This is a genomic window from Bacillus cereus group sp. BfR-BA-01382, from assembly GCF_022663475.1.
Taxonomy (GTDB): domain Bacteria; phylum Bacillota; class Bacilli; order Bacillales; family Bacillaceae_G; genus Bacillus_A; species Bacillus_A thuringiensis_S.
In genome coordinates, this window is sequence record NZ_JAKUFQ010000032.1 from 27356 (window position 1) to 53749 (window position 26394).

Here is a 26394-nt window from a genome sequence, read left to right on the forward strand (position 1 = left end):
TTTAATGTACAAATATTATGTCTTTTTATCATTCGTTTAAAAATGTTAACAATGTAAATGAAATATGTATCTTCACAGTCAAAAAAGTTAAAATATTTCGTTTTAAGGATTATAATGGAGAGAGAAACGTAAAAGGGAGTGAATGAACTTGAAACAAGAACTTATTGAAAGATTTACGAGATATGTAAAAATTGATACGCAATCAAATGAAGAAAGCCATACAGTACCAACAACACCAGGACAAATTGAGTTTGGTAAGTTATTAGTGGAAGAGCTAAAAGAAATTGGGTTAACAGAAGTAATGATGGATGATAATGGCTATGTAATGGCAACACTTCCAGCTAATACGGACAAGGATGTTCCTGTAATCGGATTTTTAGCTCATTTAGATACGGCAACAGACTTTACAGGGAAAAACGTCAAGCCACAAATTCATGAAAATTTTGATGGTAATGCAATTACGTTAAATGAAGAGCTAAATGTTGTGTTAACACCAGAGCAGTTCCCGGAATTACCATCATATAAAGGGCATACCATTATTACAACTGATGGTACAACACTTCTAGGAGCAGATGATAAAGCTGGTCTTACAGAAATTATGGTTGCAATGAACCATTTAATACATAATCCGCAAATTAAGCACGGGAAAATAAGAGTAGCATTTACACCGGATGAAGAAATTGGTCGTGGGCCAGCGCATTTTGATGTAGAAGCGTTTGGTGCATCATTCGCTTATACGATGGATGGAGGTCCATTAGGTGGTTTAGAGTATGAAAGTTTTAATGCTGCAGGTGCTAAGTTAACGTTTAACGGAACGAATACACATCCTGGAACAGCGAAAAATAAAATGCGCAATGCAACTAAACTGGCTATGGAGTTTAATGGGCATTTACCAGTAGAAGAGGCGCCAGAATATACAGAAGGCTATGAAGGATTCTATCATTTACTTTCTTTAAATGGTGATGTTGAGCAAAGTAAAGCGTATTATATTGTTCGAGACTTTGATCGTGAAAATTTTGAGGCACGTAAAAATAACGTTAAAAATATTGTGAAGAATATGCAAGAAAAGTATGGTGAAGATGCAGTCGTCTTAGAAATGAATGATCAATACTATAACATGCTTGAAAAAATTGAACCGGTAAGAGAAATTGTTGATATTGCATATGAAGCAATGAAAAGTTTAGACATTGAACCAAATATTCATCCGATTCGCGGAGGCACAGATGGATCACAATTATCATATATGGGATTACCGACGCCGAATATTTTCACTGGTGGTGAAAACTATCACGGTAAATTTGAGTATGTTTCGGTAGATAATATGGAAAAAGCCGTTCAAGTTATTGTAGAAATTGCAAGACGTTTTGAGGAGCAAGCTTAAAAAAGAACCAAGTAGTACGAATGTGCTACTTGGTTCTTTTAATATAGTACTCGCCATAAATAAAAAGTCGCATAAGACTCCCAATTAGCCCAGTTTGCCGCGAAATCTTTTATTTCATTTTTAGTCGGTTTATTTTCGGAACCTGTTATAAATTTAATTGCATTATGCAGACCAACATCATCAATTGGAAAAGCTGAAGGAAATCTTAAACAACGCATTAAAACATAGTTGGCAGTCCATGGGCCTATACCATGGATAGCGGTTAATTGTTTCTCAGCAACCTTTACATCTTGTGTTTGCAGTAAATCCTCTTTTGATAGTTTTCCCTCTGTGATAAGCTTCGCAATACCGATTAAATATTCACATTTTCTAGTCGTCATTTTTAATTGTTGGAGATCTTCTACATGTAGATTTGCAATTGTTTCAGGTGATGGGAATATCCAATGCTTTCTACCGTCCCATTCTACATAACTTCCAAATTGCTCAACTAATCTTCTTTTTAGCGTATAAGCATATGTTAGGTTAATTTGTTGACCGATAATTCCCCAGGAAAGTGCCTCAAATAAGTCTGGAATACCTAAAGTACGAAGGCCATAATATTGTTCAATTGGTCCTTGAAGGAGTAAATCATGTTTAGCTAATGTATAAAAGGGGGCTAAATCAGTAGTTAAATCAAACCATCCTTTTACATAGTTAGCTACAGCTTCACGTATCGATTTTTCAGATGTGAATGATTCTTCTAAACAAAGTATTTGAATATTGCCATCTGTATTCACACTAATTTCAACTAAAGGATTTATATCTTGAACAGGGATAACTTTATAAATTTTGTTATCTTCAATATGGAACATACATTCATTGTTAGAACGTGATAGATAACGTAAATTTTCTTGGAAACAAAATTCTTTTGGAACTGCTATAGATAATGCGCTATTATATTCTGCTGTCATATGAATTCCACCTGCAACTTTTCTAATGTAAGCAATTTTTTCTTCATTTCTAATCCACCCCTAAATCCGGTTAGTTTCCCATTCTTCCCAATAACGCGGTGACAAGGAATGGTAATAAGAAGAGGGTTAGCAGCAATAGCAGAAGCAACGGCGCGCACAGCTTTAGGTTTTTGAATTCTTTCAGCAATTTCTGTATAAGAATAGGTCTTTCCATAAGGAATTTCACGTACCGCATTCCAAACAGATGATTGAAAATTAGTTCCATAAGCATCGATAGGGAATGTAAAAGTTTCTCGCTTGCTTTCTAAATATTCGATAATTTCTTTCGTATATATTTGCAAGTAATCTGGACTATGGATCAATATATGTTGGGGCAGTTTTTTTCTAGCCCATATATTTAATTCTTCAAAGTTTTCGTCTTGTGATCCAATGAAACATAGTCCATTTTCAGTTGCAGCAATATGAAATCGCCAATTTTTATGTGTAAGTAGCGTCCAATATATATAATTATTTTTGTAGGAATTCATTATCGTATCCCTCTTTCATTTCGTTCTTTTTTCGATATTCAGTAGGAGTAAATCCGGTTTTCTTTTTAAATAAAGTTGCGAAATACTCTGGGTTTTCTATCCCGACAGCAGTACTAATTTCTTTAATAGATTGATTTGTGTGTAAAAGGTATTCGGTTGCTTTAAGAACCCTGAATTGTTGTATATATTCTATAGGAGTTAGCCCTATTATTCTTTTGAAAGTACGCTGTAAATGAAAAGGGCTACCATGACACATTTCCGCAAGCATGTCGAGAGTTAAGGATTCGTCATAATGCTTTTCGATATAGTCTTTAATTTGTTCTACCCACTCTTCATTAGGTAAAGTGATCCCGTTTGGCTTACAACGTTTGCACGGGCGAAAGTTTTCACTTAATGCTTGTTCTGCATGATGAAAAATTCGTACATTGTTTCTATTCGGTATTCTTGATTTGCATGATGGCCTGCAAAAGATTCCAGTTGATTTCACAGCATAAAAGAATTTGCTATCATAGGAAGAATCATTATGAATAATTGCATGCCAATACTCACTCGTTAATGTTAACCCTTCATTGTGCAAAAACATCACCTCTGAAAGTAGTATAACCTGAATAAAGTGCGTATGTACGTATTTACAAATGTAAGAGCAAGATTACAAAGATGAACATATGATTGTTTTTCTATTTTGTGATAGCATGAACTTTGAAAGTGAACATCAAGAGGAGGACTATAAGTGAAGTTAATTTCATGGAATGTAAATGGTTTACGTGCAGTTATTGCAAAGGGTGGATTTTTAGAATATCTCGAAGAATCTAATGCAGATATATTTTGTCTGCAAGAGATTAAATTGCAAAGTGGCCAAATTGATTTAAATCTAGAGGGATATTATACATACTGGAATTACGCTGTGAAAAAAGGGTATTCGGGAACGGCTATTTTTACAAAAAAAGAACCGCTTTCTGTTACATACGGCTTAGAAATTGAAGAGCATGATCAAGAAGGGCGACTTATTACATTAGAATTCGAAGATTTTTACATGATCACGTTATATACACCAAATTCAAAACGTGGATTAGAACGATTAGATTACAGAATGAAATGGGAAGATGATTTCAGATCCTATATCAAACGATTAGATGAGAAAAAACCAGTTATTTTTTGTGGAGACCTAAATGTTGCTCATAAAGAAATCGATTTGAAAAATCCAAAAAGTAATCGTAAAAACCCTGGATTCTCCGATGAGGAACGAGAGAAATTTACATGTATTTTAGAAGAAGGATTTATTGATACGTATCGTTACCTTTATTCTGATCAAGAAGGTGCATACTCGTGGTGGTCGTATCGTATGGGCGCGAGAGCGAAAAATATCGGATGGCGTTTAGATTATTTTGTTGTTTCGGAAAGAATGAAAGACCAAATAACAGAAGCGAAAATTAATAGTGAAGTAATGGGATCAGACCATTGTCCAGTTGAATTACATATAAATTTCTAAAAAAAGAAGTATCTCCCTAAAATCAGGCGGATACTTCTTTTTTTAATTCAGTTTGTTAAAATTTTTCAAATCATTCTTGAAATAATTTCATATTAAATATATACTTAGTAACGATAATCATTATCAGTAGAAACGGTTATCAAGTGGTGAAGGTGTAAAAGAATTATAGTCTAGGGGAAGTGAACGTGAATGAGTTCTGGATAAAATTATTAATCTAATGAAATATATATTTGAGACAAGGTTCATATAGTTAAATTTTATTGAGAATATAGTTTGAAAATTCGAGAGGAGACATATAAAGATGAACAAGAAATTATTTACTTTAGGGATGATTACAGTTTTAAGTGTAGGTTTAGCGGCATGTAATAGTGCGGATAAAACTTCAGGCGAGCAAAAACAACAGACAAAAGCTACGGAAACGAAAAAAGATGAAAAACGAAAAATTACATATTTAGGTAAAGAATATACAGTGCCAGCAAAAGTAGATAAAATTGCGACAGCTAGTTTAGAGTCAATGGAAGATGCGGCGGTACTTGGAATTAAACCAGTTGGTGCCATTACTGTAGGTGGTAAATTACCAAAATACCTTGAAAAAGAGTTAGAAGGTGCGAAATCTGTTGGTGAGAAAATGCAACCAAATTTCGAAACATTACTACAATTAAAACCAGATGTTATTACATCGAGTACGAAATTCCCAGCAGAAACAGCTGAAAAGTTTACGAAAGTAGCTCCTACATTCCCGGTATCACACGTTTCAACAAATTGGGAAGATAACTTAAAGTTAATGGGAGAATTAACTGGTAAAAAAGATAAAGCAGAAAAAATTATTAAAGACTACAATTCGGACGCTGAAAAAGCAAAAGCAAAACTAGGAGATAAGTTAAAAGATAAAAAAGTACTTGTCATTAGATTAAGAGCAAACGAATTATTCTTATATCCAGATGGAGTATACTTCAACCCTGTAATTTATAAAGATCTTGGACTAACTGCTCCAGAACAATTGAAAACTGTAAAAGCACAAGAGAAAATTTCATTTGAAAAACTTGCTGAACTTAACCCAGATTATATTTTCTTACAATATGAGGCAAGTGAAAATAAAAACCCGAAAGTGTTAGAAGAAATTGAAAGTAATCCAATTTGGCAAAGTATGAATGCTGCGAAGGAAAAGAAAGTATTTGTAAATGTTGTAGATCCAATGGCACAAGGTGGTACTGCTTGGAGTAAAACAGCATTCTTAAAAGAAGCAGTGAAAAATTTATCTAAATAATACAATAAGTAAGGTGCGTTGAATGATATGCAGAAAACAAATGCAGTACCAGTAACCATATTATGTATAGCACCCATACTCATCTTATTTACAGTTATACTTTCGATTTTGTATGGGGCGAAAAGTATTGATGCTGAAACAGTGTGGAACGCATTATTTCATTTTGATTCAAGCGATGTAAATCATAATATTATTATTACTTCACGTTTACCAAGGGTAGTTGCAGCTCTTTTAGTCGGAGCATTTCTAGCCATATCAGGAGCACTTATGCAGGGGATGACAAGAAACTATCTTGCATCCCCTTCTATTATGGGTGTGACGGATGGCGCTGCCTTTGTTATTACACTTTGTATGATCTTTCTTCCGGGAATGTCATCAATTGGTATGGTTTTATGTTCAATGATTGGTTCTGCACTAGGAGCCGGTATCGTGTTTGGTTTTGGTTCGCTCCTTCAAAATGGCTTATCACCAGTTAGGTTAGCGATTATAGGGACAGTTATTGGAACATTTTTAAGCAGTGTATCGGCTGCAATGGCTTCATATTTTCAAATTTCTCAAAATGTTAGTTTTTGGTTTAATGCAAAATTAGATCAAGTAGATCCTAATATCATTAAAATCACGATACCGTTTGGGATAATTGGAATAATTTTAGCGCTGTTAATATCAAAATCTATTACCATTCTTTCATTAGGCGAAGAGGTTTCTATTAATTTAGGGCAGCGTACAAAACTAGTTAAAGCGATGGCAATTTTATCAGTTATCTTTTTAACAGGAACAGCAGTTGCTTTAGTGGGGAAAGTTGGTTTTGTAGGTTTAATTATTCCGCACATTACTCGCTTTATAATTGGGGTAGATTATAAGTGGATTTTGCCATGTGCAGGCGTTATTGGTGGCGTTTTCTTAGCGTTATGTGATGTTTTAAGTAGATTTGTAAATTATCCATTTGAAACGCCAATTGGAGTCGTAACATCTTTAATTGGAATTCCTTTCTTCCTTTATTTAATTCGTACAAGAGGAGGAGAGAGACATGCTTAAAAGTTCAAGTCAACGTTTTGGAATGACGATGGGGATTATTGTATTTTTAATACTATGTGCCATTTACATTAGTTTAACGAATGGTACGTTTGATATTACGATTACAGATGTATTTAAAACACTTTTTAGAATTGATCCAGTACCAGAACATGATTTAGTTATTTTTGAGTTTCGCCTTCCGCGTATTGTAATTGCTGGATTAGTAGGATTAGGCCTTGGTGTTGCGGGTGCCGTTATTCAAGGGATTACAAGAAATGGATTGGCAGACCCAGGTATTTTAGGCGTAAACGCCGGAGCAGGAACAGCCATCGTTATTTTTATGTTTTTCTTTCAAGGGCAACTAAAGAGCACAGATTGGATTTCTATAATGATGATGCCTATGTTTGGTTTAATAGGTGGATTAGGTGCAGCGCTAATCATTTATTTGTTTTCTTGGAAAAACGGTAAGTTAGATTCGCAACGACTGTTATTAACAGGGATTGCAATCGGTTCAGGGTTTGGAGCATTCTCTATGTATTTATCACTCAAAATGAAGTCAACCGATTTCGAGATGGCTGCAGTGTGGGTGTCTGGAAGTATATATAGTGCAAACTGGAAGTATATTGTGGCTATGTTACCATGGCTTATTATCTTAATTCCGCTTATACAAAAGAAAGCTTATTTATTAGATTTATTTCAATTGGAAGAAACGAGTATTACAAGTTTAGGTGTTTCAGTAGAAAGAGAGAAATCGATTTTACTGTTAAGCAGTATCGGACTTGTGAGCGCATGTGTTGCTGTTTCAGGGAGTATCGGTTTTATTGGACTAATGGCACCGCATATAGCGAAAAGACTTGTCGGTATTCAACATAAGTATATAATTCCTACGTGCGGCGTAATAGGAATGTTTCTTGTAATTGCTTCAGACTTTATTGCGAAAACAGTTTTCACACCTGTAGAGCTACCAGTTGGAATCGTTATTTCTATTGTCGGTGTACCGTATTTCTTATATTTACTTTATAAGGCGAAAGCGTAAGAGGAGGAATAAAAGTGAGTATTTTAAGTGCAAAAAATTTAGAAACAAGTTATGAAAAGCTTACAGTGTTTCGCGATTTAAATGTGGAAATACAAGAAGGAAAAGTAACGACAATTATAGGTCCAAACGGTTGCGGTAAATCGACATTGTTAAAAACAATGGGAAGAATTTTAAAACAAAAAAGCGGAAAAGTATATTTGCAAGGGCAAGATTTACATACAATTCCAACGAAAGAAATTGCGAAGCAGTTAGCTTTACTCCCGCAAACGCCAATTGCACCAGGTGAACTTAAAGTGGAAGAATTAATTTCTTATGGACGCTATCCACATCGAAATAACGTAAATAAGTTAACGACAAAAGATAAAGAAATGATTGATTGGGCATTAGATATAACGAAAACTTCTGAATTTCGGACGAGACAAATTGCAAATTTATCGGGCGGTCAAAGACAAAAGGTATGGCTAGCGATGGCATTAGCACAAGAGACAGAAGTGTTGCTATTAGATGAGCCAACTACATACCTTGATATGTCTCATCAATTAGATGTATTACAAATTGTGGAGAAGTTAAATAAAGAACATAATTGTACGGTTGTTATGGTATTACATGATATTAATCATGCAGCAAGGTTTTCAGATGAAATTATTGCAATGAAGGAAGGAGAAATTGTTATAACTGGTAGCCCAGAAGAAATCATTACAAATGAAGTGTTAAAAGAAGTATTTCATATTGATGCGCGTGTCATGATTGATCCGTATAACGGGGCTCCTGTTTGTTTCGGTTATGATAGCGTTGTATCTCAAGAAGAAAAAATCGAAATATATGTAACAAGTTAAAAAGGGGGGGATAGGGTGAATACTACAGTTGAAAAACAGCAGATTATAACATCTAATACAGAGCAGTGGAAAATGTATTCAAAATTAAAAGGTAAAGAATATCAAATTCATATTTCAAAGCCGAGGCAACCAGCACCGGATTCAGGATATCCTGTCATTTACGTATTAGATGGCAATGCCTTTTTTCAAACATTTCATGAAGCAGTTAAAATACAATCAGTAAGAGCGGAAAAAACCGGTGTTTCACCAGCTGTTATAGTAGGAGTGGGTTATCCAATTGAAGGCGCATTTTCAGGGGAAGAAAGATGCTATGATTTTACGCCTAGCGTAATTTCAAAAGATGCTCCTTTAAAACCAGATGGTAAACCGTGGCCTAAAACAGGAGGAGCACATAATTTCTTTACTTTTATTGAAGAAGAACTGAAACCACAAATTGAAAAGAATTTTGAGATTGATAAAGGTAAGCAAACGTTATTTGGGCATTCTTTAGGTGGACTATTTGCTCTCCATATACTATTTACAAACTTAAATGCTTTTCAAAATTATTTTATTAGTAGTCCATCTATATGGTGGAATAATAAATCTGTACTTGAAAAAGAAGAGAACCTTATACATGAATTAAACAATGCTAAGTTTGAAACAGGAGTGTTCCTTACAGTTGGGTCACTAGAACGAGAGCATATGGTTGTAGGTGCAAATGAATTATCAGAGCGCCTTCTCCAAGTAAACCACGATAAACTTAAATTTAAGTTTTATGAAGCTGAAGGAGAGAATCATGCATCTGTTGTGCCGACGTCTTTAAGTAAAGGATTGAGATTTATTAGTTACGTATAGGAAAAAAGGTAAGCAATTGCTTACCTTTTTTCCTTATTGTTTAAAGGCAACGTATCCATCAATTAAAAAACTAGTGAAAAAGCGAGTCATTTGAGTAAAGCCACATTCCTCGATAATAGTTAATAAATTAGCTTCGGAAATAGGAAATATTTCTGTTTCAAAAGAATTTTCAAATCGGTCCCAATCTTCTAATGGAATTTGATTTTGCATCATATGATTGCGCCAAGCATGTAATTGTGTAGAAAACATACTTGTATGGGGCACACCATTTATTGAAGCGAGAAAGAATGGCGCACCAGGCTTTAGGCGATTACTAATATCATTAATAAGTTCTTTTTTCTCCTTATTAGTTGGAATGAAGTGCAGGACGAGCATACAGGTGGCAGCGTCAAATAACTGATTTGGTAATAATGTATGGATAGTTCCATGTACAAGATGAACATGGTTTTGTATGCCTTCGTTTTTAATTCTTTTTTTAGCTAACTGTAGCATGCTTTCAGATGGATCGACCCCTGTAAAAGATAAGTTGTTATTTTGTTTGCCTATTGAGAGAATTTCTTGTCCGCCACCAGCACCTATAACTAGTAAATTTGGATTCATGTTTTTTATAGGGAGTGTAGTAAATAAAAAATGGTTCATCATTTCATATAGGTGGTAGTAGCCTGGGATTTTACATGGAATTCTTTGTTCATATGAATTTACGGTAGTATCATTCCAATTCATTTTTAACCTCCTAAGTATGTGTTTTATAGGTTTATTATGAAATGAAATTATGAAGGGGAACAATCCCGTAAATCTGGGGGGGAAGAGGATGCATGAAAAAACAATGAAAGAAATTAAAATGGTAGCGAATCATATAAGTTCTATAAGATCATTTCAAGAGTCATTTCTCCACTTGATACGTAAAGTTATTGATTTTGACGCCGCTTGTTTTACAACTATAGACCCAATTTCTTTTTTATCTACTGGGGCATTTACCGATGAGAGTGTTGAAAAGATTCATCCACAATTGTTTATGAATGAATTTTTAGAAGATGATTTTAATAAATTTAAATGTTTAACAGAACACTCTCCTCATGTTGCTTCTCTAAGTATGGCGACAAATGGTGAACAAAAGAAAAGCTCTAGATACCGAAATATTTTAAAACCAGCAAGTTTTGGAGATGAATTAAGGGGCGTTTGTATGAGTAAGGGGAAATGTTATGGCCATCTTAGTTTATTTCGAGGAAGTATAAGTCCCGCTTTTCATATCGATGATTGTAAGTACTTAGCAACGATAGTCCCAATCGCTGGAGAGGCTTTAAAGAAGACAGTTTCTATACCTTTTTCAGAAGAGAAGGTGATAGGCACAGGTACGATTATAGTAAGTGAGGATTTTAGTGTATTATATTGGAATCAAGGTGGCAGCGAGTGGCTTTCAAATCTTAGAAAGCATGAACAGTTAAATATAAAAGAAATACCAAGGCCAATACGTGCGGTTTGTTCGAAAGTAAAGGCTAACGAGTATAATGTAGGGTGTATGAATAGAGAAGAAAACGTTTGTCTACCTTTAGCCTATGGCCATTTTTTAATCATTCGGGCTAGTAAGTTAGAACGTACAAGTAGTTTTCAAGGTGGTTATATTGTTCTATTCGAAAGAGCAAGACCGGAAGAGATTTTTCCACTTATTATGGAAGCTTATAGTTTTACAATACGTGAGAAGCAAGTAATACGTAAAATTCTTACAGGTATGTCGACAAAGGAATTAGCCCAAGAACTTTGTATATCTATATACACGGTACAAGATCATTTAAAATCCATTTTTGAAAAGACTGGGGTAAGTAGCAGAAATGAACTTGTGTGGGAAGTATTTTCGAAGTTTTGCTTTGATGTCAATGAATGAAAATAAAACAACTCTACAAAGATCACATGAAGTACGGTGGATGAGTTGTAGGATTGGACTTAAAAAGGTTATGGATGAAACGTTCCATAACCTTTTTTGATATGTAGAATTGTCCTTTTTGAACGTTTTGTTTCAACTTTTCGTCTAAAGAGACAAAAAGTTGTCACAATTCGGTCACAATTAGCATAAACATAAAATAGACGAAATGAACTTATTTCCAAAAAAGCTTAGTTCATTCCAATCATGATTCGTAGAGCTGCAAAAGCATGGATTAAAAGTTCACTATATTTTCAAGGAGGTAGATCGTATGAAAACTATTCTTGCTATCGCTGGGCTTATTTGGGTTTTATCACATGGAATTCCAATTTATGAAGGAGAACAAATTCGCAGTGCTCTGAATAAAAATTTTAATGAATATCATGTTATTGATCGGCAAGATAATGTTGTGACAGTTCGTGTAAATGACTGTTTTCATACGGTAACCGTGGAAGGAACTTCAGTAGTGAATGATGAAAAAGTATGTGATCAGCAATAATTATATATAGAAGGAAAAAAGTCTCAATTTATACACGTATAAATTGAGACTTTTGTATTTATGGATGAATAATAAGAGGGGATGGATAATCCCCTCTTATTATTTTTTTGAAAAAAGGAAAGGGTATCATGATAATTGAGGCTGAGAAGCTAATAAGTTGTTAAGAATAGGCATAAAGTGTAAATATACTCTTATGGGGTATCATGCGTAGATATTTAATGCTATAATTGGTATACTCATAAAAACAATTGTTTTATTGGATGAAGAGAAACTTTAAGAAGGTGATAATATGGATCATAAAGAGAATGAAGCAGTAACACATAGATCAGAAAAAGAAAAAGAACAGATTATAAATAGATTAAAGAGAATTGAAGGACAGGTTCGCGGTATTCAAAATATGATTGAAAATGATCGTTATTGCGTGGATATTTTAGTGCAAATTTCAGCGATTAATGCAGCGATGAAAAAAGTAGGAATGGGCGTTCTCAAAAATCATACGAGTCATTGTGTTTCAGGAGCTATTAAAAATGGAAATGGTGACGAAGCAATTGAAGAATTAATGACAGTATTTGAACGTTTTTCAAAAGCGTAAAAACAAGCTAGTATTTAACTGGCTTGTTTTTTTGTTTACCCTTATATTGGATTTTGGTGTATTGTAGTGAAAAAGTGTGTGTAAAATAAACTTTTAGAAAATAATTGAAAAATCATGATATAAAACCATTGATTACCTTAGGGGGGTATGGTAAGATGTAATTGTGATTAACAAACAATGAATAAACAAGAGGAGGATTTTAAATGGAACAGTTAACATTACAAGTTGAAGGTATGTCTTGTGGACATTGTGTAAATGCTATCGAAAGCAGTGTGAAAGAGCTAAACGGTGTTGAACAAGTGAAGGTTCAATTAGCAGAAGGAACTGTTGAAGTTACTATCGATTCGTCTGCTGTAACATTAAAAGATATCGTTGCTGTAATCGAAGATCAAGGATACGATGTTCAATAATTATTTTTAGATATGGAGATAAATCGTACTTTAAATGAAGTACGATTTATTTTGCTAATAATTATACCTCATAAGGGTATATAGAGGTGAGAGACATGAATGAAAAAAAAGAGGCCAATCTTCAAATATCAGGAATGACATGTGCGGCATGTGCAAATAGAATTGAAAAAGGTCTAAAAAAAGTAGAAGGTGTTCATGAGGCAAATGTAAATTTTGCGCTTGAAAAAACAAAAATAATGTACGATCCAACTAAAACAAATCCGCAACAATTTAAAGAAAAAGTTGAATCGTTAGGATATGGAATTGTAAGTGATAAAGCTGAATTTACTGTTTCAGGAATGACATGTGCAGCATGTGCAAATAGAGTTGAAAAGCGTTTAAATAAGTTAGATGGTGTGAACAAGGCGACAGTAAATTTTGCTTTAGAATCAGCCACAGTAGACTTTAATCCTGATGAAGTTAATGTAAATGAAATGAAGAGCGTGATTACGAAGCTAGGATATAAATTAGAAGTGAAACCAGATGATCAAGATGCATCAACTGATCATCGATTACAAGAAATTGAGCGACAAAAGAAGAAGTTTATTATTTCGTTTATTTTATCTTTCCCATTATTGTGGGCAATGGTTAGTCATTTCTCATTTACTTCGTTTATTTATTTACCAGATATGTTAATGAACCCTTGGGTGCAACTAACACTTGCAACTCCTGTTCAATTTATCATTGGTGGACAGTTTTATGTTGGGGCTTATAAAGCGTTACGCAATAAAAGTGCTAATATGGATGTTCTCGTGGCGCTTGGAACGTCGGCCGCCTATTTCTATAGTGTATATTTAAGTATTCAATCTATTGGTTCTTCGGAACATATGACAGATTTATATTTTGAAACGAGTGCGGTACTTATTACATTAATTATTTTAGGTAAATTATTTGAAGCGAAAGCAAAAGGGCGCTCATCAGAAGCGATTAAAAAATTGATGGGTTTACAAGCGAAGACAGCTACAGTTGTGCGAGATGGAACAGAAATAAAAATTTTGATTGAAGAAGTAGTAGCTGGTGATATCGTCTATGTAAAGCCTGGTGAAAAAATCCCAGTAGATGGGGAAATTGTAGAAGGAAAGTCAGCGATAGATGAATCGATGTTAACAGGCGAAAGTATTCCGGTTGATAAAACAATTGGAGATGGAGTAATCGGTTCTACAATAAATAAAAATGGGTTTTTAAAAGTGAAAGCCACTAAGGTAGGCAGAGATACTGCATTAGCTCAAATTATTAAAGTAGTAGAAGAGGCTCAAGGTTCAAAAGCTCCTATTCAAAGGGTAGCAGATCAAATTTCAGGTATTTTCGTACCAGTTGTAGTTGTGATTGCAATTATCACATTTGCAGTGTGGATGCTATTTGTTACACCTGGTGATTTTGGCGGAGCACTTGAGAAAATGATTGCCGTACTTGTTATCGCTTGTCCGTGTGCATTAGGGCTTGCAACGCCTACATCTATTATGGCAGGATCAGGAAGATCGGCTGAGTATGGTATTTTATTTAAGGGCGGGGAGCATTTAGAAGCAACACACCGATTAGATACAGTTATTCTAGATAAAACAGGTACTGTGACAAACGGGAAGCCGGTGTTAACAGATGTAATTGTAGCAGATGGATTCCGTGAAGAAGAAATACTACGTTTAGTAGGGGCAGCAGAAAGAAATTCTGAACATCCACTTGCAGAAGCGATTGTAGAAGGAATTAAAGAAAAGAAAATTGATATCCCAAGTTCAGAAACGTTTGAAGCGATTCCAGGATTCGGTATCGAATCAGTTGTAGAAGGAAAACAATTATTAATTGGCACACGTCGATTAATGAAGGAATTCAATATTGATATTGAAGAAGTTTCTAAATCAATGGAAGCGCTAGAACGAGAAGGAAAAACAGCAATGCTTATTGCAATCGATAAAGAATATGCCGGTATAGTTGCCGTTGCAGATACTGTGAAAGATACTTCAAAAGCAGCTATCGCAAGACTGAAAAAAATGGGTCTAGACGTTGTGATGATTACAGGAGATAATACACAAACTGCTCAGGCGATTGCAAAGCAAGTTGGTATTGATCACGTAATTGCAGAAGTATTGCCAGAAGGAAAAGCAGAAGAAGTGAAAAAACTTCAAGCACAAGGTAAGAAAGTAGCAATGGTTGGAGATGGAATAAATGATGCTCCTGCTCTTGCTACGGCGGATATCGGTATGGCAATTGGAACAGGAACGGATGTAGCGATGGAAGCGGCAGATATTACGTTAATCCGTGGGGATTTAAATAGTATTGCTGATGCGATCTTTATGAGTAAAATGACGATAAGAAATATTAAACAAAATTTATTCTGGGCATTAGCTTATAACGCGTTAGGAATTCCAATCGCGGCATTAGGCTTCTTAGCACCTTGGGTTGCTGGAGCAGCGATGGCATTTAGTTCTGTATCCGTTGTATTAAATGCATTAAGATTACAAAGAGTTAAATTAAAGTCTTAAAAAGCTACATTAAAGTAATTGAATAGAATTAAAAAACAATACTTTGAATAAGTATTGTTTTTTTGTTCGTATAGAAATTAAAACGATATAATAAAGAAGAAATATGGAATCGTATGTAGTAGAAAAGTTAAGAGGTAGTTTGGTAAGGAGACTTATATATGTTAAAAGATATTATAGTTAGAACATTTCAGAAAGAAGATTTAGAGCAAGTATTACAATTGTTCTATGAGACAGTTCATACGGTTAATGCAAAAGATTATAATGAGTTACAGCTACAGGCGTGGGCACCAAATCGACTAGATAGAGAAAGCTGGTTAAAGTCTTTAGAGAAGAATATTAGTTATGTAGCGGATCATAACGGTGTGATATTGGGATTTGGGGATTATAACGATGATCATTACGTAGATCGTTTATTTACACATAAAGATTATCAAGGGAAAAGAGTCGCTTCATACATACTACAGATGTTAGAAAAAGAAGCAGTGAAATTGGGGCATAGGGAGATATATACAGAGGCGAGCATTACCGCAAAACCTTTTTTTAAAAGTAAAGGTTTTATTTGCATAAAAGAACAAAAGAAACAGCATAATGGTCAGATTTTTATTAATTATGTTATGAAAAAAATATCCTTCTCATAAATGAGAAGGATATTTTTCATTATTTTACAGCTTCTTTTAGTTCTTTACCAGCTTTGAAAGCAGGTACTTTAGAAGCTGCGATTTGCATTTCTTCACCAGTTTGTGGGTTACGGCCTGTACGAGCAGCTCTTTCGCGAACTTCGAATGTACCGAATCCGATAAGTTGTACTTTTTCACCAGCAGCTAAAGTGTTAGTGATTGATTCTACTACAGTTTGTACAACTACAGTAGCTTCTTTTTGAGAAATCTCAGCATTTTGTGCTACGTTTTTAATTAATTCTGTTTTGTTCATGTTTTTCACCTCATATGTAAATAATGCTATTTAAGTTGTTATTATAACGTATAAAACATTCGAGAACAAGTGTACGTACATATATTCGCAAAAAAAATGAAATTTGTAATATTTTTTAGGACACTTTATAGACATTCCATTTAAGCGGATAGAGATTTGTTCCTCATTTCAGTCTTCTCTTGATGAGAAGGTAGTTTCTTATTATAAGATATGAAGTAAGGTAGTGCTACAAATAACATACCCCCTACTAAATTTCCAAAGAAAACAAAAATAAAGTTTGGAAAATATTCAGCCCAAGTGAAATGACCGGCAAAAATCGCAGCTGGGATGACAAACATATTGGCTACAACGTGTTGAAATCCAATCGCAACAAAAGTCATAACTGGGAACCAAATACCGATAATCTTTCCGATAAATTCTTTACTTCCCATACTGAGCCAAACAGCTAAACAAACGAGCCAATTACATCCGATTGCAGAAATAAATGCTTGCAATGGTGTATCTTGTAGTTTCGCTTGAGCGATAGAAATAGTTTTCGCTAAAAAAGCTCCTTCAGTTAAGCCGACGATATGACCGAAAAAATAGGCTACGAATACAGCTCCTATGAAATTGCTAAATGTAACAATAACTAAATTTCGTATGAAATAAAATAAAGTAATTTTCTTTTGGAACCAGGCCATAGAAACTGTCATCATGTTACCAGTAACTAGTTCACCGCCTGCAAGAATAACGAGAATAAGACCAATAGGGAATACAGCAGCGCCTAGAAAACTAGAAAATGATCCCCAATATTTTGGCATTGTCCCAATAACATGAATATCGAGTAAATACCCTAATGAGATAAAAGCACCACCAAAAAAACCAAGAATTAGTATAGGGAGCAATGATAAATGACCTTTTTTCCTTCCTGAATTCGCAGCAAGTTTCGTAATTTCTTCTGGTGTAAATACAGACATGAATAACCCCTCCGTAATAAAATGATGGAATGAATAGAAAAAATTCAAAAATCTACGTATTATAAAAATATGTTATGACTTCTGTATAAAATTGTCAAAGTGAATAGAGAGGGAACGACATATTGATAACATTGTTCATGTTGTCACATTAATGTAACAATAAGGATTTAAAGTGTTTCTAGAGGTGAAAACATGAATACGAATCATGTAAAAAAAGAACGAAAAAAATCAATCGTAAAGATATTTATTATTATTTTTATAAGTATATTAATGATACCAGTAAGTTTGTATTATTATGCGACAGAAATAGAACGAAAATTAGTAACAGTTACGTGGAATGAAATAGAAGCTTCTGCAATTCCTAAAGAATTTAATAATAAAAAAATATTACAGTTTTCAGATGTACATTTAGGACCAGAGTTTACACTGAAACAACTTGAACATTTAGTGGAGAAGATGAATGAATTACATCCAGATATAGTAGTTTTTACTGGAGATTTAATAGATAAATTTGGGTCTTATAGTGCGGAAAGAGAAGAAGCGAAGGCTATTTTGCAGAAAATTTACGCTCCCTTAGGGAAATATGCTGTGTTTGGGAATCATGATAGGGGCGGGGGCGGTAGTTTATTTTACAAAAAATATATGGAGGAAGCTGGTTTTTCTGTATTAGTAAATGAAGTGCAGAAAATTAAAGTGGAAAACGGCAAATATATTACAATATCAGGTTTGGATGATTTTCTATTAGGGAAGCCGCAAATAGGTTCAACTTTAAAAAACTTGAAACAAAATGATTTCAACATGTTATTAGTACATGAGCCGGATGTTGTAACCAAAATCAATCGTTACCCAGTTGATCTTCAACTGTCAGGACATAGTCACGGAGGACAAGTCCAAATTCCTTTTGTAGGTCCGTTAATTACTACCAAACTAGCTGAGAACTATGTTGAAGGTATGTATGAAGTAGAGGGGAAGAGTAAGCCGTTATATTTATATGTAAATCGTGGCATTGGGACTACTAGGATGCCTGTTAGATTTTGGAGTGTACCTGAACTTTCAATTTTTGTGTTGAAGCAAAATAGTGACTAGAATAGTAGGAGGACTTTTAGAGAAAGTTCTCTTTTTTTAATAGTTAAATACTGAATATTATGTAAGTTTTGTTTAAAGTGTTAAATAAAGAAAGGGGAATTTCTAGGATAGAAACATGGCATAAAGAATTGGAAAGTTTATATAATCAAATAGTTTCATGACGAAGAGATTTTCATCAATATCCAGAGCTAGCGTTTCAAGAAATAGAAACGCCGAGAAAAATAGCTGAAATCTTAAAAAGTTTTCATATTGATGTGAAAACAAATATCGGGAGCAGAGGAGTAATCGGCGTAATTGAAGGTGGAAGACCTGGGAAGACGATAGCGCTACGTGCTGATTTTGATGAACAAGCAATGTTAATTGGTGGTAAATTACTTTTAAGTCTTGTGAATAGTTATGTAAGAGATGAAAAAGAATCTCTTCATCATGTAGAAGTGAAAAAGTAATTTACATAAATAAAAAACAACAATAGGTTATGTAACCTATTGTTGTTTTTTATTATTTTTGCAAGGAAAGATTATCAAAATATGTTCTGTAAGTATTAGAGAATTCAAAGTTGTTTTTTGCATCCCAATTAATAGACCAAGACATTAGGCCGCGGAATGCAGGATAGCCACTCTGATTTGAAAGTTTATACTTTCCTCCGAAAGGAATGCCCTTAATGATATAATCTAAAGCTTTTTTCATTTCAGTTGGAGAAATGTACCCGCCACTTGGAGCGGCCGCTGGAGCTGCAGGAAGTCCAATTATGACTTGATCCGAACGAAGAGCTGGGAAAATGTTATTTGCATTACCACCTACAGGAAAACCATGTAAGAGCATATCCGCCATAGCGACTTCGTAGTCTGCAGTACCTTGATTGTAGTTATTACCGTCCATTCCAATCCCGCTACCAGCATTGTAGTGTTGAACGTGAATGTATGTTAGTTTATCTTTCACTCCATAAATAATTGGTAAATATGCACCCCAGATGCTTCCGTATGCGCTATAACCGCCTTGAACATAAGCTGTTTCAGGAGCCATGCTTAATAGAAAATCTGGACCATAATGATCTGAGATTGTTCGAATAGCTGATATAAGATTTACGATTTGAGGAGTAGTTGGGTTTTTGAAATTAGTGTCATTTCCGTTTAAGTAAATACCCGATTCAAGGTCAATATCTATTCCATCAAAAGCATATTTATCAATCAGAGATTGTATGGAATTAATAAAACGTTGCTTAGCGGCATTGTCAGGGAGTAAAACGACCCCATTTTGTCCACCTATTGAAAGAACTACTTTCTTTCCTTTACTTTTTAAATAAGAAATATCTGATTTGAATTCTGCATCTGTACCATATACAGGGGAAAATTCAACAGTGGAACGATCACCACCAGTTTCACCGAAAGATACATTGATTACATCCCATTTTGGTGAAACGTCTCTTAATTTAATAATGCCAGTACCGTTATCGAAGTTATGCCAGTATCCAACGAGTAATTTTGAACCTAAATTGTTTGCTGCTTGTGTTTGGAAAGGGGATAGCGGTAGTAGTAAGAACATTACTAAAATACAACAAAAAAATTTGAACTTGTTTAACATATTAACACTCCTATACAAAAAGTTGTCTAGATGTATAATCTTGTTTATCTAATGATATCTGAAAATTCTTTCTTTTGTAAGAGGACTATAATTTTCTCAACAATTGTGTATGGGAAAGTATTAAACCTAATGAAATAATTTTTGAAGGAGATTGAATTGCAATTGTTAAATTCAGAATATTTTGATATATTTTAAAGTATAGGACAAAATCTTTCGCACAGTACTCTTACATAAATTTCAAAATTTAGTTTGGAAGGGGATGTACAAGAGTTGGATAAAAATCTTAAGAAAGACCTCAAAATACGCCACATTACAATGATCTCAATTGGTGGCGTAATAGGAGCTGGTTTGTTTGTTGGAAGTGGTGCGGTTGTGCATTCGGCAGGACCTGGTTCTATCGTTTCATATGCATTAGCAGGGCTTCTAGTTATTTTCGTTATGAGAATGCTGGGGGAAATGGCAGCTATTAATCCGACAAGTGGTTCATTTGCAACATATGCAAGAGAAGCAATTGGTCCATGGGCAGGTTATACAATTGGGTGGCTATATTGGTTTTTCTGGGTAATTGTTATTGCAATAGAAGCTACAGCAGGTGCTGGTATTATTCAATACTGGATTCCGGAAATCCCACTCTGGTTATTAAGCTTAATATTAACGATTTTATTAACGTTGACGAATGTTTTCTCGGTGAAATCATTTGGAGAATTTGAATATTGGTTTTCATTTATTAAAGTAATAAGTATTGTTTTGTTCCTTTGCTTAGGTCTTGCTGTTATTTTAGGATTTGTACCAGGAACGGAAGCACCTGGCACTTCGAATTTAGTAGGGCAAGGAGGATTTATGCCAAATGGTATAAGTTCGGTGTTACTTGGAATTACCGTCGTTATATTTTCATTTATGGGATCAGAGATTGTTGCTGTAGCCGCTGGAGAGTCTGCCGAACCTGTAAAAGCAGTAAAAACAGCAACAAATAGTGTGATTTGGCGTATTCTCGTATTTTTCATTGGATCGATCGCTGTAGTTGTTACACTCCTTCCGTGGAATTCAGCGAACATACTAAAAAGCCCATTTGTGGCGGTATTGGAACATATAGGGATACCAGCGGCAGCACAAATTATGAATTTTATCGTTTTAACAGCTGTACTTTCTTGTTTAAATTCGGGTTTATATACGAACTCAAGAATGCTTTTTTCAATGGCAGAAAGAGGAGATGCACCAAAGGCATTTTTGAAATTGAATAGTAGTGGTGTTCCGGTTCGGGCGGTTTTATTTGGAACTTTCTTTGCTTACATTGGAGTTGTTTTTAGTTACATATCTCCAGATAAAGTATTTTTATTTTTAGTGAATGCATCTGGCGGTATTGCATTACTCGTTTATCTCGTTATAGCAATTTCACATTTCAAGATACGTAAAAAAATGGGGAAAGCAGAACAACAAAATTTGAAAGTGAAGATGTGGCTTTTTCCATATGTAACATATGTTACAATTGCTGCGATTATAGCAGTTTTAGTTGCAATGATCGCAATTGAATCTTTACGTTCACAGGCACTATTAACGATACTTGTTACTCTTCTTATAATAATTTCTTATTTTATTTTTAATAGAAATAAAAATAGTACAGTATTGAATTCCGAAAGTAAAAATGAGGAATCTGTTCGATTCTAATTTCTTGTTTTAGAAGAGAGTTACACCCAATCATCGCTATAAAAGAATCATATATAATCATAGAAACAAGTAATTACTATTGTCATAGTGAATATAAACTTTTTTCTTGACTTTTTATACGAAGGCGAGCAGAATGGTAAAAAAGGAAGGGGGGGATGATGTTGGAAGAGTACGTATTAGAGCTGTATAACTTGTTATATACGACAGAATGGCAAGATATTGTTTCGTTTCTAGGAATAGTATTTTGCATGAAAATTGTAATTGTATATATGGAAGAGCAAGGTATGTTCTATTCCTTCTCATCTCCGTTCGATGTGCAGCGCGAGCCGTTGCTAAACTATGCCAATGTGAATTACGAACAATTTCCTTTTGTACTATTCTTTATGATTCGATTTATAACAGCAATTGTAAAGAAGAAGGAAAGTGATGATGAAGAGTGCCACGCAACTTGTAAGGTAGCTAACGTTTTTTAAGCTAAATACAAGGAGGAGATTTATATGTGGTTTCGATTTCTTATGATTGGTTTCTTTTCATTAACAGCAATTTCATTAATGGGATATCAAGTGTCTGAAATTTTTCAAGCATATAGCGATACATTTTTTAACAAAAATTAATCGCGTTGCTATTTGAATAATAAAGCGATAAAATCCTTCTTAAGAAGTTTTATTAAGAAGGATTTTTTTCTTTGTCTTGTCTTGCTGTGTCAAACTATTGTCACATTTACACTGTGAATAATATGTTAAAATAGTGAGGTTATGTATACATACTCGAAGGAAGAGGGAGTGACCATTTTGGTGGATCAATCAACAAATCAGAAAAGCTATGCTCCTATTGTGATAACGCTTTCTGTAATTGTAAATGCGATTATTTTATTTTTGTTCTTTGGACCTGTTGGCTATGAAGGAGAAGTACATTTTGATGTAACAATTTTACCAATGTTAAATGCGATTTTTAATAGCTTTACGTTCGTATTCTTATTAGCAGCTTTATACTCTATTATTAAAAAGAATGTGAAAATGCACCGTGGTTTTATCCTCGCAGCATTTACAACGACGTTGCTATTTTGTGTTTCTTATTTATCGTATCATTACTTGGCGCCAGCAACACATTTTGGCGGAGAAGGGTTCATTAAATATGTGTACTTCATTATTTTAATTACGCATATTATCCTTGCTGCAATTATTGTACCACTTGCATTGTTTGCACTTGTATTTGGTTTTACAAATCAATTAACACGTCACCGTAAAATTGTACGTTGGACGATGCCAATTTGGTTATATGTAAGTTTATCTGGTGTTATTGTTTACTTAATGATCTCACCTTATTATCAATAAAAGTCTCAGCCCTTAGGCTGGGGCTTTTTTGTTAAGCAAATCTTTTTGTGAAATGAAAAAAATATGGTATACAAAAGTATAGTTGCTTTTCATATAGAAGGGATGGTAAAGAAATATGCAAAATTTTGTATTTCGTAATCCAACGAAACTTATTTTCGGTAAAAATCAATTAGAACAGTTAAAAACTGAAATTCCACAGTTTGGTAAGAAGGTTCTTCTCGTATATGGAGGAGGCAGTATTAAAAGAAACGGTATTTATGATAATGTAATTTCTATTTTAAACGATATTAATGTAGAAGTATTTGAATTGACGGGTGTTGAACCGAATCCTCGTGTATCAACTGTAAAGAAAGGGATTCAAATTTGTAAAGATAATGGAGTTGAATTTATTTTAGCAGTTGGTGGAGGAAGTGTAATCGACTGTACGAAAGCGATTGCTGCTGGTAGCAAATATGATGGAGATGTATGGGATATTGTAACGAAAAAAGCATTTGCTAGTGAGGCATTACCATTTGGCACTGTACTTACTCTTGCTGCGACAGGTTCTGAAATGAATGCAGGCTCGGTAATTACAAATTGGGAAACGAATGAAAAGTATGGATGGGGAAGCCCAGTTACATTCCCGCAGTTTTCAATTTTAGATCCAGTTCATACTGCATCTGTACCGAGAGATCAAACGATTTATGGTATGGTAGATATTATGTCACATGTATTAGAACAATATTTCCATCATGGAACGAATACAGAACTACAAGACCGTTATTGTGAATCTGTTTTAAGAACAGTCATTGAAACAGCACCTAAGCTTTTAAGTGATTTAGAAAATTATGAGCATAGGGAAACAATTTTATATTGCGGAACGATGGCGTTAAATGGCATTTTAGCGATGGGAGTAAGAGGTGACTGGGCAACTCATAATATTGAACATGCAGTTTCTGCTGTTCATGATATACCGCATGGAGGTGGGCTTGCGATTTTATTCCCGAACTGGATGAAACATGTTGTAGAGGAAAATGTAAGTCGTTTTAAACAGTTCGCTATTCGTGTATTTGATATAGAAACAGATGGCAAAACAGATAAAGAAGTGGCGTTAGAAGGAATTGAGGCACTGCGTCAATTTTGGACTTCAATTGAAGCACCAGCAACATTAGCTGATTACGGTATTGGAGAAAATGAAATTGATATAATGGCTAATAAAGCGATGGTGTATGGTGAATTTGGTAACTTTAAAAAATTAAATAAAGATGATGTTCTAAGTATATATAAAGCTTCTTTATAAGTGAATTTAGAAAAGAAACCTATTTGATTGTTTGATCGAATAGGTTTCTTTTTTGCTTTTTATAAGCGTTTATGAATGTTTGTGATTATTTTTGATTGTTTATGGTTGATTTTTGTGACCGTTTTCATTATACTGTAATCAAAGAAGAGGTGAATAAAATGTTAACTCCTGAACGTCATCAAATGATATTGCAACTTGTAAAAGAACAGAAAGTTGTAAAATTACAGCAATTAGTTGAAAGAACAGAAAGCTCTGAGTCGACAATTCGCCGTGATTTAGCACAATTGGAAAAGCAAAGGTTATTAAAAAGAGTTCATGGTGGTGCCGCTGTTTTAACAGGAAAAGGGCAAGAACCAACGATGGTTGAAAAATCATCCAAAAACATTCAAATAAAACAACAAATTGCTAATTATGCGGCTAGCGTTGTTGAACAAGGTGATTGTATTTATTTAGATGCAGGGAGTACAACATTTGAAATGATTCCATTTTTAATCAATAAAGATGTTACTGTCGTTACGAATGGACTTATGCATATTGAAGCTTTAGTTGAAAATAATATTCGTGCGTATTTACTAGGCGGAATGATGAAGAGTAGGACGAAAGCTTTAATCGGTGCTATGGCACAGGAAAGTATGCAGAAGTATCGCTTTGATAAATGTTTTTTAGGTGCAAATGGTGTACATGAACAGCTTGGCTTTACAACGCCAGATCCAGAAGAAGCGCTCCTAAAACAAATGGCATTAACATTAGCAAACGAAGGATATTTCTTAATTGATGAAAGTAAGTTTTCAGAAGTTGCGTTTGCGAAAATTGCAAATGTTGAAGATGCAAATATTATTACAAACCATTTAGAAATTGATTTAGAAAAATATAAAAAACAAACCAATGTAATTGAGGCTGATAAACAATGATCTATACAGTTACTTTAAACCCATCTATTGATTATGTAGTGCAAGTTCCTTCTTTTGATTTAGGAACAATAAATCGAGCGGAGAAAGATATGAAGTTTCCTGGAGGAAAAGGAATTAATGTTTCTCGTGTTCTTCAGCGTTTAGGTGTTAAAAATATAGCACTTGGATTTACTGGTGGATTTACTGGTCAATTTATTAAAGAGGTATTACAGACGGAAGGTGTAACAACAAACTTCGTCCAAGTAGATGAAGATACTCGCATTAATGTGAAAATAAAAGGGAAAGAAGAAACAGAATTAAATGGCCAAGGTCCTATTGTAACAAAAGAGCAGTTCGAACAGTTAATGAAAAAAATTGAGAGTATGCAACCTGGAGATTGTGTTGTACTCGCTGGGAGTGTACCAGTCTCTATTCCAAGTACCTTTTACGAATCAATTGCTGCGTTTGGAGCTGAAAAAGGTATTCGTGTAGTAGTAGATGCAAGTGGAAGTGCACTGCAACATGTGATTAAAAATAAGCCGTTTTTAATTAAGCCAAACCACCATGAACTTGGTGAGTTGTTTGGAGTGGAGCTTTCAACAGTAGAAGACATTTTACCTTATGGAAGAAAATTAATTGAACAAGGTGTAAAACACGTTATCGTATCGATGGCTGGAGAGGGAGCTTTATTATTTACGGCAGAAGGTATATATGAAGCGACTGTTCCAAAAGGTGTTGTAATTAATTCAGTTGGGGCCGGAGATTCTCTTGTTGCAGGGTTTGTAGGCAAATATGAACAGACAAAAGATATTGAAAAGGCATTTCAATACGGCGTTGCAACAGGGAGTGCAACAGCATTTTCAGCTGATTTATGTAAGAAGGAAAAAGTAGAAGAATTATTGTCGCAAGTAATTGTAGCTAAGCGATAGGGGGAAGCAACATATGAAAATTACAGAACTATTAAAAAGGGATACAGTCATTATGGATATGACAGCTTCAAATAAAGAAGCTGTCATAGATGAATTAGTTGAGAAATTAAACGGGGCAAATCGTTTAAATAGTAAAACGGAATTTAAAGAAGCTATTTTAAAGCGGGAGTCCCAAAGTACGACTGGAATAGGGGAAGGTATTGCAATACCTCATGCGAAGACAAAGGCTGTTAAACAACCATCGATTTGTTTTGGTAGAAGTGTAAGCGGTATCAATTATGAGTCGCTTGATGGACAACCGGCACACTTATTCTTTATGATTGCTGCAAGTGAAGGAGCGAATAATACTCATTTAGAAACGTTGTCTCGTTTATCGACATTATTAATGGATGAAGGGTTTCGCAAGCAACTATTAGAAGCGAAGGATGAAAGTGAGCTTCTTCAACTATTTGATGAAAAAGAGAATGAAAAAGAA

At 34.4% G+C, this 26394-nt stretch carries 28 protein-coding genes and 1 pseudogene; 22 read left to right on the plus strand and 7 right to left on the minus strand.

All coding sequences use genetic code 11. The annotated features are described in order from the left end of the window. Positions 1–148 precede the first annotated feature (148 nt). A complete protein-coding gene (pepT, locus tag MR160_RS15090) occupies positions 149–1381 on the plus strand; it encodes a peptidase T (protein ID WP_000807003.1) in 1233 nt (410 codons plus the stop codon). Positions 1382–1419: 38 nt separating this feature from the next. Here the strand turns inward: pepT and MR160_RS15095 are convergent, their stop codons facing one another. The 3 genes from MR160_RS15095 to MR160_RS15105 are packed head-to-tail and all read right to left on the minus strand — an operon-like array spanning position 1420 to position 3435. After that, positions 1420–2331, minus strand: coding sequence for a DNA-3-methyladenine glycosylase (locus MR160_RS15095; protein ID WP_242297662.1), 912 nt, complete (start codon positions 2329–2331; stop codon positions 1420–1422). Further along, positions 2328–2858 carry a methylated-DNA--[protein]-cysteine S-methyltransferase gene (locus tag MR160_RS15100; RefSeq protein ID WP_001089834.1) on the minus strand — a complete coding sequence of 177 codons (531 nt, stop codon included), beginning with the start codon at positions 2856–2858 and terminating at the stop codon, positions 2328–2330. The genes MR160_RS15095 and MR160_RS15100 overlap by 4 nt, the downstream gene beginning before the upstream one ends. Beyond that, on the minus strand, positions 2839–3435 hold the full coding sequence (locus MR160_RS15105) for a bifunctional transcriptional activator/DNA repair enzyme AdaA (RefSeq protein WP_000551298.1): 597 nt from the start codon (positions 3433–3435) through the stop codon (positions 2839–2841). Before MR160_RS15105 ends, MR160_RS15100 begins: the two co-directional genes overlap by 20 nt. Positions 3436–3588: 153 nt before the next feature. Between MR160_RS15105 and MR160_RS15110 the strand changes: the two genes are divergently transcribed. The 6 genes from MR160_RS15110 to MR160_RS15135 all read left to right on the plus strand — a co-directional run bounded on the left by MR160_RS15110 (position 3589) and on the right by MR160_RS15135 (position 9334). Next, positions 3589–4347 carry an exodeoxyribonuclease III gene (locus tag MR160_RS15110; protein WP_000767606.1) on the plus strand — a complete coding sequence of 253 codons (759 nt, stop codon included), beginning with the start codon at positions 3589–3591 and terminating at the stop codon, positions 4345–4347. Positions 4348–4648: 301 nt separating this feature from the next. Further along, a complete protein-coding gene (locus tag MR160_RS15115; protein ID WP_098900202.1) occupies positions 4649–5614 on the plus strand; it encodes an iron-hydroxamate ABC transporter substrate-binding protein in 966 nt (321 codons plus the stop codon). Positions 5615–5641: 27 nt separating this feature from the next. After that, entirely contained in the window at positions 5642–6649 is a 1008-nt protein-coding gene (locus tag MR160_RS15120; protein WP_001173054.1) for a FecCD family ABC transporter permease, read from the plus strand. Beyond that, entirely contained in the window at positions 6642–7664 is a 1023-nt protein-coding gene (locus tag MR160_RS15125; RefSeq protein ID WP_000920455.1) for a FecCD family ABC transporter permease, read from the plus strand. The genes MR160_RS15120 and MR160_RS15125 overlap by 8 nt, the downstream gene beginning before the upstream one ends. Before the next feature lie 14 nt (positions 7665–7678). Beyond that, positions 7679–8500: an ABC transporter ATP-binding protein gene (locus MR160_RS15130; RefSeq protein WP_000025762.1), complete on the plus strand. Its 822-nt coding sequence runs from the start codon at positions 7679–7681 to the stop codon at positions 8498–8500. A 15-nt stretch (positions 8501–8515) separates the two neighbouring features. Further along, the gene (locus tag MR160_RS15135) at positions 8516–9334 is read left to right on the plus strand and encodes an alpha/beta hydrolase (RefSeq protein ID WP_001098706.1); all 819 of its coding nucleotides are present in this window, start codon (positions 8516–8518) and stop codon (positions 9332–9334) included. Between the two features lie 33 nt (positions 9335–9367). Here the strand turns inward: MR160_RS15135 and MR160_RS15140 are convergent, their stop codons facing one another. Continuing rightward, the gene (locus tag MR160_RS15140) at positions 9368–10057 is read right to left on the minus strand and encodes a class I SAM-dependent methyltransferase (protein ID WP_044782941.1); all 690 of its coding nucleotides are present in this window, start codon (positions 10055–10057) and stop codon (positions 9368–9370) included. A gap of 88 nt (positions 10058–10145) precedes the next feature. Between MR160_RS15140 and MR160_RS15145 the strand changes: the two genes are divergently transcribed. The 6 genes from MR160_RS15145 (at position 10146) to MR160_RS15170 (ending at position 15907) form a co-directional block, all read left to right on the plus strand. Then, positions 10146–11216, plus strand: a complete 1071-nt coding sequence (locus MR160_RS15145; RefSeq protein WP_000544759.1) for a helix-turn-helix transcriptional regulator — start codon at positions 10146–10148, stop codon at positions 11214–11216. A gap of 307 nt (positions 11217–11523) precedes the next feature. Then, a complete protein-coding gene (locus MR160_RS15150) occupies positions 11524–11751 on the plus strand; it encodes a hypothetical protein (RefSeq protein WP_000849105.1) in 228 nt (75 codons plus the stop codon). 289 nt (positions 11752–12040) lie between these two features. Beyond that, positions 12041–12343 (plus strand): metal-sensing transcriptional repressor, encoded by a 303-nt coding sequence (locus MR160_RS15155; RefSeq protein WP_000349643.1) that lies wholly within the window; start codon positions 12041–12043, stop codon positions 12341–12343. A gap of 203 nt (positions 12344–12546) precedes the next feature. Next, a complete protein-coding gene (gene copZ, locus MR160_RS15160) occupies positions 12547–12753 on the plus strand; it encodes a copper chaperone CopZ (RefSeq protein WP_000436973.1) in 207 nt (68 codons plus the stop codon). A 95-nt stretch (positions 12754–12848) separates the two neighbouring features. Continuing rightward, positions 12849–15269: a heavy metal translocating P-type ATPase gene (locus MR160_RS15165; RefSeq protein ID WP_001003184.1), complete on the plus strand. Its 2421-nt coding sequence runs from the start codon at positions 12849–12851 to the stop codon at positions 15267–15269. Between the two features lie 158 nt (positions 15270–15427). Then, the gene (locus tag MR160_RS15170; protein WP_000910172.1) at positions 15428–15907 is read left to right on the plus strand and encodes a GNAT family N-acetyltransferase; all 480 of its coding nucleotides are present in this window, start codon (positions 15428–15430) and stop codon (positions 15905–15907) included. A gap of 19 nt (positions 15908–15926) precedes the next feature. Here MR160_RS15170 and MR160_RS15175 read toward each other — a convergent pair whose 3' ends face one another. Together MR160_RS15175 and MR160_RS15180 are read right to left on the minus strand one after the other, a co-directional pair. After that, positions 15927–16199, minus strand: a complete 273-nt coding sequence (locus tag MR160_RS15175; protein ID WP_001043904.1) for an HU family DNA-binding protein — start codon at positions 16197–16199, stop codon at positions 15927–15929. A gap of 140 nt (positions 16200–16339) precedes the next feature. Beyond that, entirely contained in the window at positions 16340–17155 is an 816-nt protein-coding gene (locus MR160_RS15180; RefSeq protein WP_242297663.1) for a formate/nitrite transporter family protein, read from the minus strand. A gap of 192 nt (positions 17156–17347) precedes the next feature. On the opposite strand from MR160_RS15180, the gene MR160_RS15185 reads away from it, so the two are divergent. After that, the gene (locus tag MR160_RS15185; RefSeq protein WP_242297664.1) at positions 17348–18241 is read left to right on the plus strand and encodes a metallophosphoesterase; all 894 of its coding nucleotides are present in this window, start codon (positions 17348–17350) and stop codon (positions 18239–18241) included. A 107-nt stretch (positions 18242–18348) separates the two neighbouring features. Further along, positions 18349–18585, plus strand: a pseudogene (locus tag MR160_RS15190) (amidohydrolase); the annotation flags it as partial. Between the two features lie 154 nt (positions 18586–18739). Here MR160_RS15190 and MR160_RS15195 read toward each other — a convergent pair. Continuing rightward, positions 18740–19822, minus strand: coding sequence for a chitinase (locus MR160_RS15195; protein ID WP_086390346.1), 1083 nt, complete (start codon positions 19820–19822; stop codon positions 18740–18742). Positions 19823–20092: 270 nt separating this feature from the next. Between MR160_RS15195 and gabP the strand changes: the two genes are divergently transcribed. From gabP to MR160_RS15230, 7 genes are all read left to right on the plus strand, one after another. Continuing rightward, the gene (gabP, locus tag MR160_RS15200; RefSeq protein ID WP_000360100.1) at positions 20093–21487 is read left to right on the plus strand and encodes a GABA permease; all 1395 of its coding nucleotides are present in this window, start codon (positions 20093–20095) and stop codon (positions 21485–21487) included. A 158-nt stretch (positions 21488–21645) separates the two neighbouring features. Further along, complete coding sequence (locus MR160_RS15205) at positions 21646–21960, plus strand: hypothetical protein (RefSeq protein ID WP_002162598.1); 315 nt, start codon at positions 21646–21648, stop codon at positions 21958–21960. A 318-nt stretch (positions 21961–22278) separates the two neighbouring features. Beyond that, positions 22279–22821: a DUF420 domain-containing protein gene (locus MR160_RS15210; RefSeq protein ID WP_000228316.1), complete on the plus strand. Its 543-nt coding sequence runs from the start codon at positions 22279–22281 to the stop codon at positions 22819–22821. 115 nt (positions 22822–22936) lie between these two features. Beyond that, positions 22937–24100: an iron-containing alcohol dehydrogenase gene (locus MR160_RS15215; RefSeq protein ID WP_086390344.1), complete on the plus strand. Its 1164-nt coding sequence runs from the start codon at positions 22937–22939 to the stop codon at positions 24098–24100. A 158-nt stretch (positions 24101–24258) separates the two neighbouring features. Then, complete coding sequence (locus MR160_RS15220; protein ID WP_000957288.1) at positions 24259–25011, plus strand: DeoR/GlpR family DNA-binding transcription regulator; 753 nt, start codon at positions 24259–24261, stop codon at positions 25009–25011. Beyond that, positions 25008–25919 carry a 1-phosphofructokinase gene (pfkB, locus tag MR160_RS15225; RefSeq protein ID WP_000640856.1) on the plus strand — a complete coding sequence of 304 codons (912 nt, stop codon included), beginning with the start codon at positions 25008–25010 and terminating at the stop codon, positions 25917–25919. The genes MR160_RS15220 and pfkB overlap by 4 nt, the downstream gene beginning before the upstream one ends. A gap of 13 nt (positions 25920–25932) precedes the next feature. After that, on the plus strand, positions 25933–26394 hold a 462-nt coding region (locus MR160_RS15230), incomplete at its 3' end, for a PTS sugar transporter subunit IIA (protein WP_242297666.1).